This window comes from Pseudoflavonifractor phocaeensis, from assembly GCF_016901955.1.
Lineage (GTDB): Bacteria > Bacillota > Clostridia > Oscillospirales > Oscillospiraceae > Flavonifractor > Flavonifractor phocaeensis_A.
Map to the genome: position 1 here is coordinate 1 of NZ_JACJLC010000014.1, position 11,908 is coordinate 11,908.

Genomic DNA, 11,908 nt, shown 5'->3' on the forward strand with positions numbered 1-11,908 from the left:
TTCCCGTGTCAGCTTTCGCCTTTCGGTTAGGCCGGTTGTTTCCCGTGTTATCTTACGGGGCAGTACCTTCTACTGCTTTTCTCATTGCCCTATCCGGGCGTACATTATGGACATGGGCCTTGTCGATGTGGGTGCAGACGATGAAGGCGTGTTTGCCCTTGGTGAACCGCTTGGCAAACTCCACGCCCAGCCGGTTGGCTTCCTCCGGGGTGATCTCCCCAGGGCAGAAGGACTGGCGGACATGGTAGGCGATCACATCGTCCGTGCCCCGGACCCGTCCGGTGGCGGCAATATACTGGCGCTTGGCCAGCATGAACTCAGCGTCAGCCACACGGCTGTCACACTCATAACCAGTGATGAGCCTGCCGTGATCTGTCTTTTGCGGGTTGGCCACATAGTCGATAATTGCGCTGATGGCACGGCTCTCGGTCCGGCCCTTGCCGATGTGCAGCGGCATGATGCGTGTGGTTGCCATGAAGTTTCCCTCCCTTCAAAAAATGGGCAGCCTCAGCTGCCCATCTCGTCACGGTATGAAATAATCTGTTTTTTTTCTGTTTGGCGCACCGCAGCGTTGTGGCAGCTCCACCCCAATCATGGAGAACATACGCTACTACCACATCAGCGGACTCCACCATCCAGCGATTCCTATGAGAAATCGCAAAACGGCGCGGCACAGTTTCCAGCGGCGGGTACACGGTGCTGTCGTAACCAGAAGTGTCTCTCCCGGTGTTGAGATAGGCCAAGACAAGAATCAGCTCGATCTGCGGATACCGCTTTTTCTGCTCTTGCAGAACAGATGCCGCCAAGCTGTCAAAGGCTCCATAGCCGCCCAGGTAAAAGGTAGTCGCGCCTTGCTCGATCAAGTTCTGCGTTACAGAGTACAGCCAACACTTCACATCCTCACACTGCGAGATCTGTGCATGGCCGCAAAAGGTCACGGTCATAAAAACACCCCTGCTTCCATCATAGCGCAAATATCGCCATTAGTACAGTTGCAGGGACTAATTTTCACACGCCTGCCCATATAATACTTTTAGTACAGGGACAGGGACGGTGAGTGCGATTGAAGCTAAATCAGGCGGTCAGCAGACGCCTTTCAGAATTGCTGGAAGAGCGTAAGATGACGCAATATCAGCTGTATATGAAAAGCGGCGTTCCCAAGTCCACCATAGGCAATATCATCAACTGTTCTTACGATTCCGTAAAGCTGCGGATCATCCATGAGATGTGCCAGGGGCTGGAAATTGGAATAGACACCTTTTTCGCTTCACCGCTTTTCAAGGAAGATAATCTGGAACCATAAGACCTCCGACGAGCTTCGCCGGAGGTCTTATGGTTGTTATTTTGGCTTTTCCTGTTTTGATCGAATTGCGGGGCGCTGCTTAACCTTTTTTTCATTCTTTACTCGTTCCAGCGTAAAAACCATATCGCTGGTGCGCTCAAAAAATCCAACATCCTTTTTCCAACTCATTCCGCATTTACAATGCTGCAATCCGTGAAATTGACATTTCATTTTTCGGCCACATACAGGGCACACCTTATTGCTTTTTCCCACTGAACTACTCCTTAACCATAGACCAAATCCTGTATTGCGTATTTCAAATCATGCACTTTCCCGAGCAGCCAAAAGGCCAGCTTGGGAAGTCCAAAAGGACTGATAAGAAACGCAATCGCCAGCAGAATGAGGCCGTTCTGCGGGGAGTATGTCACCAGGACGGCCACGCCCAGCAGGGCGACCACCGTACTGAGAAGTCCCAACACCAGACCGGATACATAAACCAGACCCACACAAATCCAGATGGCCAAAGTGAGAAGCAGTACCACCGGAGCGACCACGATCTTCAAAATCAGCTTTAACAGACCAAATGCGATTCCCACAGAATCATCACCTCCAGCTTTATTCTAAACTCATTATGCAGCCATTTTTGTCAAATGGCAAGGATACGGGCAAAAAGAAAAAGCGGAGGGAAGTGCGGCGAAAAGAACGCCGTTCCTCCCTCCGCAGATGGGATATATACCCCTGTCACGAAAGATTGGCGAGCTGGGTCAGGATTTCCTTCACGCCCTCCCATAGCTGCTCCTGGCGCTGGGCTATATCCTCCAGGTCAGCGTCGTAGACACGCCCGGTCTCATGTACTCGGCGGGTAAGCTGGTTCAGATTGTTGCTGCTCCGGCGCAGCAGGGACACCAATTCCTTCAGCTCCGGCAAGTCCAGCTGCACCACATAACCGTCCAGGGCCATCTTCCGCAGATAGGCTTCCCGATTATTGGTCCCAAGTTGGGACATTTTCTGCTCGATCAGCGCCAGCTCCTCCGGGGAGACCCGGAAATTCACTTGGACATCCCGCTTGCGCTTTGGGGCGTTCACCGCTCCGGCTCCCGTTTCTTCAGCACAGCAGGCTTGCGGGCTGGCGGCTCCTGCTTGAGCTTTTGCAAGACAGAGCCTTTCTCCGGTTCTTGAAGCGTTTTTCGTGCCTGCCGTGTAAACAGATCGGTCAGGCCAGGATTGACCCCATCCACAACCAGATAAGCACAGTGGTGCGAAGTGCCGCTGTCCTCCGGCATGGGAATGGTCTTTGCCCAGGCTTTGTTGTCACGGGAAATGCGACCATCGCTGTCCTTATGCTGAATGGTGTTAGCAAGGATGAACTGTACTCGTTCTGCTCTGAACTTTTCCAGCACCGTCTTAACCGCAAACTCCGTATCCAGCCGGTTATCCGCATAATGGGCGCTGATGGCGTGTTCAATGGCCTCTTTGCAGTCGAGATTTGCCTGATAAGAACGGTTATATTGTGCCATCTCCCCATGCTGGAACGCATAAGCAGCAGAATGGAGATAGAGAGGGGCGCAGTACTGTTCATCCAAATCCCTGCACATATCATCGGCCCTGATTTCGATACAGTCCCGAACCACATCCATGTGGTCAGTCTCCACCTTCTCAAAGTAGTGGTACACATCGGCCAGCGGCGTGGGCGAATCCAGCAGCGCCTGGGCCTGGGCATCGGTCAGCTCCAGTTCCTCCATCGCCATCACGATGTCCTCCCGGACGGTGTATTCGTAGGCGTGGTTCAGGACCTCTGCCGGGGGCTGGCTTTTCAGCCAGTCCCGGTATTTGTCCTGTTCAGCGGCCATCTTCTCATAGAGGGCCGTATTCAGATCGTTGGTATTCATGTTATCGCACCTCCTCATGCTGTTTCGGTTTCTTTTCGGGGCTGCGGGGCGGCACCGGACGCTTCAAACTGTCCAGCACCGAGGGTCGTGCGCTCTTGGCGATCATGGACTCCGGCTGAGAGCGGCCCCTGCCGTCCAGATTCAGAAGCGTGTCCAGCTCCACCAGACGGGCGGACTTTACCCGCAGATCATCCTCATAAGAGAAAGGCTTGCCCACTTCCTCCTTGGCGGCGGCCTGCTGCTGATACAGATTGTCCAGCTGGGCCTTGGCCGCCTCCAGGCGCTGGGGCATTTGAGAGAGCGCATTATCAATGCGGGTCAGGTTGCCGCGTGGGTCTGTGCCGAGGCTTGCCCGGTGGGTCATCTGGCCTTTCAGCAGGAGCGTATATTCCTGTTTCCAGGCCGAAAACTCCACGGACATAGTGAAGCCCCGGTAGCTGCCGATCTGCACAGGCTCGGAGCCTTTGACCTCCTTGCAGGCATCCAGCAGGGCAGCACCGGCGTTCTCCTTGTCTGTCAGGGTATCGCCCCGGATTTCCATACCGGCAAAACCGTCCTCCGGGTGAGGGTGGGTAGCCAGGGTCTCCAGGTCTGTTTCAAAGCCCTGAATAAAGCCCTTGTGCTTTTCGATTTCCTCCGGGAAGTATTTCAGCAGCTGGTCCTCCAGACGGTACTGTTTGCTCTGGTGGTCGGCTTTCATCAGCTTCAGCTTAGAGACCTCCAAATCCAGGTCCATGCGCTCCTTGATACGGGGGTCTCCGGCGCACAGGGCCTTGATCTCGGCAAAGGACAGCGCCGTTTCGTCCACATCGTCGCAGCTTCTCACCGGCGATTTGGAAGTCATAATCTGGCTGATGAATTTCTGCTTGTTCTCCACCGTCTGCCACAAATAAGCGTCAAAGGTTCCCTCAGTCACATAGCGGTACACATGGACCAGTGGATTTTGGTTGCCCTGGCGCTCAATACGACCCTTGCGCTGTGCAAGGTCTCCCGGCCGCCACGGGCAGTCCAGGTCATGGAGCGCCACAAGCCGATCCTGCACATTGGTGCCAGCGCCCATTTTGGCGGTGCTGCCCAGCAGGACACGCACCTGGCCGGTGCGGACCTTGGCGAACAGCTCCTTTTTCCTGACTTCGGTATTGGCCTCATGGATAAAGGCGATCTGCTCGGCTGGCATCCCCTGGGCGATGAGTTTTTGCCGGATGTCCTCGTAGATGGTAAAGACCGGCTCCGGCTTTTCCAGCGGCACAGCCTGTTCCAGCGCATGGAGCGTGGGATTGTCCAGCGCCTTGGCCGCCTTTTTCGCAGGGGCCGCCTGGGGTGTGGAAATGTCGCAGAATACCAGCTGGGTCAGCTTGTCGGCCTCGCCGTCCCGCCAGATCTGCATGATGTTTGCGACACATTGGTTGACCTTGGTGCCGGGTTCGTCCGGCAGCAACTGGTTGATGATACGCTGGTCCAGCCCCAGCTTGCGGCCATCGCTGGTGATCTTGAGCATATTGTCCTGGGAAGGGTCCACCGTGCCGCTGTGTACCAGGGAGGCCCGCTCAGAGAGGGCCTTCACCATTTCCTGCTGCTGTTCAGTGGGCTGTGCCACAATGTTGTGGTACTCCACCTCCGGCGTAGGCAGGTGAAGCTGATCGGCGGTTTTGATGTCGGCAACCTCGCGGAACAAAGTCATGAGTTCAGGCAAATTGAAAAACTTGGAGAAGCGGGTGCGCGCCCGGTAACCGGTGCCTTCCGGTGCCAGCTCCAGCGCCGTCGTCGTTTCACCAAAGCGCGACGCCCAGCAGTCAAAGTGGGTCATGCTCAGTTCCTGCAAGCGGTCATACTGGAGATACCGCTGCATGGTGTAAAGCTCGGTCATGGAGTTGCTGACCGGGGTGCCGGTGGCAAAGATAACCCCTCGGCTGCCGGTGATCTCGTCCATGTAGCGGCACTTGGCGAACATATCGCTGGACTTTTGGGCATCGCTGGTGGAGAGGCCCGCCACATTCCGCATCTTAGTGTATAAAAACAGGTTCTTGTAGTTGTGCGCTTCATCGACGAACAGGCGGTCCACACCCAGCTGCTCAAAAGTCACCACATCGTCCTTACGGCTCTCGGCCTGGAGCTTTTCCAGTCTGGCCTCCAGGGATTTGCGGGTCCGTTCCAGCTGCTTGACCGTGAAACGCTCACCGCCGCTGGCCTGCACCTCGGCAATCCCCTCGGTGATCTCGTCGATCTGCTCGTAGAGGAGCCGTTCCTGGCGCTCCCGGCTGATGGGGATTTTTTCAAACTGCGAGTGGCCGATGATAACGGCGTCGTAGTCGCCGGTGGCGATCCGGGCGCAAAACTTCTTTCGGTTATGGGTCTCAAAGTCTTTCTTGGTCGTGACCAGGATTTTGGCGGAGGGATAGAGCCGCAGAAACTCCGAAGCCCACTGCTCCGTCAGGTGGTTTGGCACCACAAAGAGGGACTTCTGGCACAGCCCCAGGCGCTTGGATTCCATCGCAGCGGCCACCATCTCAAAAGTCTTGCCCGCGCCCACCTCGTGTGCCAGCAGCGTATTGCCGCCATAGAGAATATGGGCGATAGCTCCCAGCTGGTGATCCCGCAGGGTGATGGATGGGTTCATGCCGCCGAAAGTGATGTGAGACCCGTCGTATTCACGGGGGCGGGTGGAGTTCATTTCCTCGTTGTACTGGCGCACCAGGGTCTGACGGCGCTCCGGGTCTCTCCAAATCCAATCGCGGAAAGCGTCCCGGATGGCCTGCTGCTTTTGGGCGGCCAGAGTGGTCTCCCTGGCGTTCAGCACCCGGCGTTCCCTGCCGTCCGCGTCCTCCACGGTGTCGTAAATGCGGACATCCCGCAGGTTCAGGCTGTCCTCCAAAATCTTGTAGGCGTTGGCGCGGCTGGTTCCGTAGGTGGTGTAGGCCGCCACATCGTTTTCGGATACAGAGTTTTTGCCAGTGACCTGCCATTCGGCGGTGAAAGAGGCGTAATTGACCTGGATGGCGCGCTGGAGGTAGTACGGGGTGTTGAAGGTCTCATACATGAATTGCTGGATGTACTCCTTGTCGATCCAGGTAGCGCCCAGGCGCACCTCAATCTCCGAAGCGTCCAGGTCTTTGGGCTGCGCGGCGGTCAGGGCCTCCACATTGATGGCAAAGGATGGGTCCTGCTGTGCGGCCCACTGCGCCTGCCGCAGCTTGCGCCGCACATTGCCGGACAAATATTCATCGGCGGTCACATAGATAGGCCGTTCTCCCTCCGGCACCGGCCCAGGCAAGCGGAAGATCACGCCTTGCAGCTCAGCGGCCAGCTCGTCGCTGGTCTTGCCGGTAAGCTGTTCCATGTACTCCATATCCACACGGGCCTTTTCCGCAATGGATACGGCCAGGGCTTCGCTGGCGGTATCCACGGAAGTCACCGCCTCATGGGGCTTGATGGTTCTCGTTGTGAACATATCCGCCTTGCGCTCCAGCCTGCCGTCCTCGTCCACGATCTCCAGCGCGCAGAGCAGATAATAGCTGGAATCGTCGGCAAAGGCCAGCCGGTTTGCCCGGTCATTGATAAGGCCGTACTTGGCGGAGAAATCGTCATAGCGGCGGTTCAACTCGGCCATCTGCGCCTGGATGTCGGCATCCGGCGCGGCGGCATCCATCTCCAGGTCGATGAGCTGCTGCACACAATCCCGCAGCCCCACCAGCCCTTTGACACGGGCTTCGGCGGTGGCGTTGAGGTCAGGCCGCACCATGCGGCTGTTTTCACGGTAATACACATCGCCGTCCACAACGGTGTAGGAGTAATTTTTCACATTGGGGTCAGCAGGGATAGAAGTGTCGATGGCTTCGCCCTCGCCCAGCTCCGGCAGCTCAGCCTCCTGGTAGGTGCCGCGAATGTACTTCACGGCATCATGCAGCTGATCGGCCAGTTCCAGCCCCTCGATGGGGTTCACGGTGTAGTCCATGCCATGGGCGGTGCTTTCCGGCTCCTGTCGGCCCAGCACCATCTCCGCGTGGTCCAAGAAATAGCGGTTGATAGTAAAGCCATCCTCGGTCTGGCCAGTCTGCGTCCACTCCGGCACAATGTCCAGCGGGCGATCTCGCTTTTGGAGGAAGATGATGTCCGATACAACCTCGGTCCCGGCATTGGCCTTGAACGCATTGTTGGGCAGACGGATAGCCCCCAGCAGCTCGGCGCGCTGGGCCAGATACCGGCGCACGGTGGAATCTTTGGCGTCCATCGTATAGCGGCTGGTGACAAAGGCCACCACGCCACCAGGACGCACCTGGTCCAACGCCTTGGCAAAAAAGTAGTTGTGAATGCTGAAATTCAGCTTGTCGTAGGCTTTGTCCCGAACCTGATACTGGCCGAAAGGCACATTGCCCACCGCCAGATCGTAGAAATCCCGTCTGTCGGTGGTCTCAAATCCTGCCACGGTGATGTCAGCCTTGGGATAGAGCTGCTTTGCAATACGCCCGCTGATAGAATCCAGCTCCACGCCGTACAGACGGCTGTTTCGCATTTCCTCCGGCAGCATACCGAAGAAGTTGCCCACACCACAGGACGGCTCCAGGATGTTACCGGTATGGAAGCCCATCCGCTCCACAGCCTCATAGATGGCACGGATGACGGTGGGGCTGGTGTAATGGGCATTGAGGGTGGACCCTCTGGCAGCGGCGTATTCCGACCGGGTCAGCAGCTCCTTCAGCTGGGCATATTCCTTGCTCCAGCTTTCCTTGTCGGGGTCAAATGCGTCGGCAAGGCCGCCCCAGCCCACATACCGGGAAAGGACTTGCTGCTGCTCCGGCGTTGCCTGCCCGGTGGTTTCCTCCAGGTATTTCAGCAGCTTGATTGCCTCAATATTGGCTTGGAACTTGGCCTTGGGGCCGCCTTCGCCCAAGTGATCGTCCGTGATACGGAAATTCTCGGCGGTGCGGCGCAGGTTCTCCTTGTACTCCCCATAAGCGGCTTCCTCGGCGGCCCTGGCATTGGGGAAAGTCTGCCACTCGCCGTTGACCTGGATGGAAATGGGATGTTCGTCCAGCACTTCATCCAGGGTCTTTTCCGGTTCGATGGCAGGTGCGGGAGGCTCCGGTTCATCGGTCCGCAGGGTCTGAACCACAACATCATAGGGCAGATGGTTCTTGTCGCCTGGATAGACGGCTACAGTCTCGGCGTGGTAAGCCGGGGTTTCAGCAGCCGGTTCCGGGCGTTCCTGTCCAAAACCGTCCAGCTGACGGGCATACAGCCCGCGCAGCAAAGGTACAGCCTCGTCCCAGCGGAAGAACAGCATAGCCAGACGCTTTTCCTCTGCGTCCAGCACTTCCAGCTCGATACCTTCAGGCGTAGAGCGGTAATCGGCTGTTTCTCCGGTTTCCAGCTTCATCGTTTCCACGCTGTTGGGATAGGTTCGGCTGAGCCAAAGGGCGATCTCCCGATTGCTCTTGCCGTTGCGAAGAAGCTCGGAAAGCTCCGCCTTGTCCGCCTCACCGATCAGGCCGTGGGCCAGCACATCCCGCAGGTCTTGGTCTACCGCATCCGGGTTTACCGGAAGAAACTCGGTATAGAAGTCGTTGCGGTTATCTGCCCGAAGAAGCTGCTCAAACTGTTCCTGACGCTCGACCCGGTAGATGGGATAGCTCATGCCGGTGGGCAGCAGCTCCACGGTGTCATCCCGCAGCTCTGTGATCTGGTGAGCGCGGTCATCCAGATAGACAATATCCCCCACATGGTAGGGAGGGACTGTTGGATCATAAGAAGTCCGCTCCCGGACCGTGCCACGGGCCGCCGCATATTCTTCGTCTGACACAGGAACACGCGAATCACCGGAAGAAGGCTGTTCCGGCTGGTCTGCTTGGCTGGTCTCCCTGGATATGGCCTCCACATCCCGCATGACCTGCTGAATAAAGGGGTCGCTGTCCAGCTTTTCCGGGTCCACCACTTGGCCATCCACAATGCCGCGCTGGGCCAGGGCCTCCCGGATGGCGATGGGGTCCACATCGTCCAGATTGTCCTGTTCGACCTGGGTGTAGAAACGGTCCTCCTTGATGAGCTGGGCGATCCGGCGCTGTACCTTGGGCCAGGGCAGCGCCGTTCCTTCAGGGCTTTCTGGGCGTACTGCAAACGGGGTCTTACCGTCGCCGCCGTCAAATTCACGAGCCAGCCATGCAGCGGTGTCTTTTTCCCGCGCGTGGTCTTTCATGTAGCGGGCAACGGCGTGTTTGCTCTCGATCCTGCCGTTCCACTTCTGGATAGCCCGGTCAATGTCATTGTCCGAGAGCGGGCGCAGCAGTTCATGGAGCTTGGGATAGGTTTCGTCTGCCACTTCCCGGTGCAGCCGCTGGCGAAATTCCGGCACATCAGAGAACAGGCGGATCAGCTCTATATCGTGGGAATCAAGAATGGCGTGGCGCACAGCAGCATTACACTCGATCATAGCGTTTTCATAATCACTGTGACCGCAGGCGTTGCGGTATCGGATGTCCTGGGTAACGGCCTCCAGCACCATGGGCTTGTATTGCTCATGCAGCTCCCGGAGAGTGGGTTTTGCCGCCTCCGTCTCATGGCTGCCAGTTTCCGGCTGCGGCTGTTCCTGGGCAAAAGAAAAAGCAGAGGATGTTTGCACATTCTCTGCTTCGTCTATTCTTTGGATTTGTTCCGCTTCGGAGAGGAACAGGTTTAAGGTCAGCTGTTGATAAGCTCCGCCATCAGAATCTCCTCGGCCTGGGCCTTGCAGGTGTTCATCAGGCCCACCCAGCGCATCGGATCGCGGGCTTTCAGCTCCTCCGTCGCGCCCGCCGACTCCGCCAGCTGGGGCATCATCTGCTCCAGACGGCTGTTCGCCGTCTCGTCGATCTCGATGAGGTGCGGGTACAGCTTCTCGGTCAGCAGCAGCTGGTTGTAGATCAGGGGCCGGTGTTCCTTCAGATACGCTTTCCGCAGCCGCCCGTACTTGCCCAGGGGCTTCTCCGGCTGTTCGCTCAGGCTCAGGTCGGGAATCAGGTAATCGCCGTTCCTCGTGTAAGTCAGGTTGTTCTCCATGTGTAACGCTCCTTTCCGCGAGTTGTTCGCGCTCATAGTTCTGGATAGTGACGCCGATCTGCCGCAGCACCTGCTGGTTGATTTGGCTGACCGCCGCTCCCAACGCCCCAACCGTGGCCGGGGTATTGAAATCGAAAATCGGCATGAAGTCCTCATGCTGGAAGTATTGTTCCGTATCCAGCCCACAGCGGGACATCAGGGCGTAGGCGATGCTGACGGTGGCGGCGGACTTAAATTGGACTTCGATGTTGAGATCATCGTACTCCTCCAGAAACGAACCGTCAACGATATAGCGGAAGTCCTGCTGATGCTCGTCCCAATACTCACTGGCCAGCTTTCCGGCCACATCGGTGAGCTGCTGGGCGAGATCGTCACCGGCAACGCCGTAGCTGCGCTCCAGCATAGCCGACACAGGCCCGATGTGTTGTTCCTCCAGCTGCCACAGCCAGGGGGTGCGGGAATGTTCACGGGTCCCGGTGTCGGAAATATCGAACACATAGCGCAGCCGGGGCCTGTCGCCGGAATCGTCCACCAGGGCAATCCCCTTGGAGCCACGGCGCACATACCGTCCCATTTTTTCATTCCACAGGTCATACTCGGCGCAGGCGGTGGCGTCCGGGCGCTGGGCGTAAATCATCATCTGTTCATGGAACGGATATTTGTAGAGGCGGGCGGCAGTAGTGAGAAAGGCCGTCCATTCCTTCCAGCTGCCCACAAGCTGGGTCGATACCTGCTCGGCCATCTGCCGGTAAAATTCAGCTTTGGATGGCATGGTTTTCTGTCCTCCTTTCGTTTTTTAGGTAAAAGAAAAGAGCGGCTCAATGCCGCTCTTTCAAGTAACTACTAATAAGTGTTCGGATTTTCTGTCTAAACTCGTTTAACAATTCTTCTGTTTCTTGAAGGCTCTTTTTTGTCAGTTCAGCATCGCTCAACAAGTATTTCATGTATTCAAGACAGTCATTTGCTGCCTCAACATCGCACAAGAGAATTTCCATTTCAAACATGATTCGTCGGGGTTTCTCTGTGGTAGCTCCTAACTCAATTTTTTTCTCTGCATCAATACTTTGCCCTTGTGCTTGATTATATAGCATTTTCCATTTAGACCGATATGCCATCAACTCAATACAAAAATCGGAGGATAGCGATGCGATGTGATTGCATAATTGACGCCGTTCATCTCTGCGCTGTAATTCTTTGCTGCTCACAAGTGTCTTTTGCATTACAAGGAGTGTAATAATGCCTCCGAGTATAGAGCCAAAATAACTTCCTAAAAAACCAATCCAGTCGTTGCTGGTTTCAAGACATGGGAAAAGCGACACAGATACAATTATAGCTGTTATAGCGGGGATGATGATGAACAATGCGACTGCAAATCCGACACCTTTAATTACTTTTATAACCACTCCATTTTTATCTTTATCCAAGCCTGTACGCCCCTTCATGTAAGATTAAAACCATTATAACACATCTTGTACAAGGGGGAATATTGAATTTACTCGTCGAAGTCCGGGTACAACTCCAGCTCGGCAAACTCGGCGTCGCTCATGGCCTGGAGCTTGCCCAGAGTGCTGTCGGTCAGCTCCCGCAGCTCGGCTTCCTCCGGCGAAAGCTCACCGCGCATCTCCGTCAGAGCGGCGATCAGCCCGGTGCGGCTGCCGGTGTTGTAGATACAAAGCAGGTTCGTTTCCTCAAAAGTGAAGTTTCCCAT

9 protein-coding genes and 2 pseudogenes are annotated in these 11,908 nt (G+C 56.3%); 2 read left to right on the forward strand and 9 right to left on the reverse strand.

From position 1 onward, the window contains the following. Positions 1 to 103 precede the first annotated feature (103 nt). Positions 104 to 475, reverse strand: a pseudogene (locus tag H6B51_RS04925) (relaxase/mobilization nuclease domain-containing protein); the annotation flags it as partial. 582 nt (positions 476 to 1,057) lie between these two features. Here H6B51_RS04925 and H6B51_RS04930 point away from each other — a divergent pair. Then, entirely contained in the window at positions 1,058 to 1,303 is a 246-nt protein-coding gene (locus tag H6B51_RS04930) for a helix-turn-helix domain-containing protein (RefSeq protein ID WP_335342109.1), read from the forward strand. 36 nt (positions 1,304 to 1,339) lie between these two features. Here H6B51_RS04930 and H6B51_RS04935 read toward each other — a convergent pair whose 3' ends face one another. The 6 genes and pseudogenes from H6B51_RS04935 to H6B51_RS17615 form a co-directional block, all read right to left on the reverse strand. Beyond that, positions 1,340 to 1,555, reverse strand: coding sequence for a hypothetical protein (locus H6B51_RS04935; RefSeq protein WP_204882633.1), 216 nt, complete (start codon positions 1,553 to 1,555; stop codon positions 1,340 to 1,342). Positions 1,556 to 1,566: 11 nt separating this feature from the next. Beyond that, complete coding sequence (locus H6B51_RS04940; protein ID WP_204882634.1) at positions 1,567 to 1,878, reverse strand: CD1845 family protein; 312 nt, start codon at positions 1,876 to 1,878, stop codon at positions 1,567 to 1,569. A 145-nt stretch (positions 1,879 to 2,023) separates the two neighbouring features. After that, complete coding sequence (locus H6B51_RS04945; RefSeq protein WP_204882635.1) at positions 2,024 to 2,368, reverse strand: plasmid mobilization protein; 345 nt, start codon at positions 2,366 to 2,368, stop codon at positions 2,024 to 2,026. Continuing rightward, positions 2,365 to 3,171 carry a DUF3848 domain-containing protein gene (locus tag H6B51_RS04950; protein WP_204882636.1) on the reverse strand — a complete coding sequence of 269 codons (807 nt, stop codon included), beginning with the start codon at positions 3,169 to 3,171 and terminating at the stop codon, positions 2,365 to 2,367. The genes H6B51_RS04945 and H6B51_RS04950 overlap by 4 nt, the downstream gene beginning before the upstream one ends. Before the next feature lies 1 nt (position 3,172). After that, a pseudogene (locus H6B51_RS04955) lies at positions 3,173 to 9,832 on the reverse strand (SNF2-related protein); the annotation flags it as partial. An 11-nt stretch (positions 9,833 to 9,843) separates the two neighbouring features. Then, positions 9,844 to 10,200 carry a TnpV protein gene (locus tag H6B51_RS17615; protein ID WP_243421142.1) on the reverse strand — a complete coding sequence of 119 codons (357 nt, stop codon included), beginning with the start codon at positions 10,198 to 10,200 and terminating at the stop codon, positions 9,844 to 9,846. On the opposite strand from H6B51_RS17615, the gene H6B51_RS17620 reads away from it, so the two are divergent. After that, entirely contained in the window at positions 10,199 to 11,047 is an 849-nt protein-coding gene (locus H6B51_RS17620) for a hypothetical protein (protein WP_243421143.1), read from the forward strand. The two genes, H6B51_RS17615 and H6B51_RS17620, sit on opposite strands and share 2 nt — an antisense overlap. Here the strand turns inward: H6B51_RS17620 and H6B51_RS04960 are convergent. After that, complete coding sequence (locus H6B51_RS04960) at positions 11,019 to 11,624, reverse strand: hypothetical protein (RefSeq protein ID WP_118426175.1); 606 nt, start codon at positions 11,622 to 11,624, stop codon at positions 11,019 to 11,021. The two genes, H6B51_RS17620 and H6B51_RS04960, sit on opposite strands and share 29 nt — an antisense overlap. A gap of 68 nt (positions 11,625 to 11,692) precedes the next feature. Next, positions 11,693 to 11,908, reverse strand: a complete 216-nt coding sequence (locus tag H6B51_RS04965; RefSeq protein ID WP_118426174.1) for a transposon-transfer assisting family protein — start codon at positions 11,906 to 11,908, stop codon at positions 11,693 to 11,695.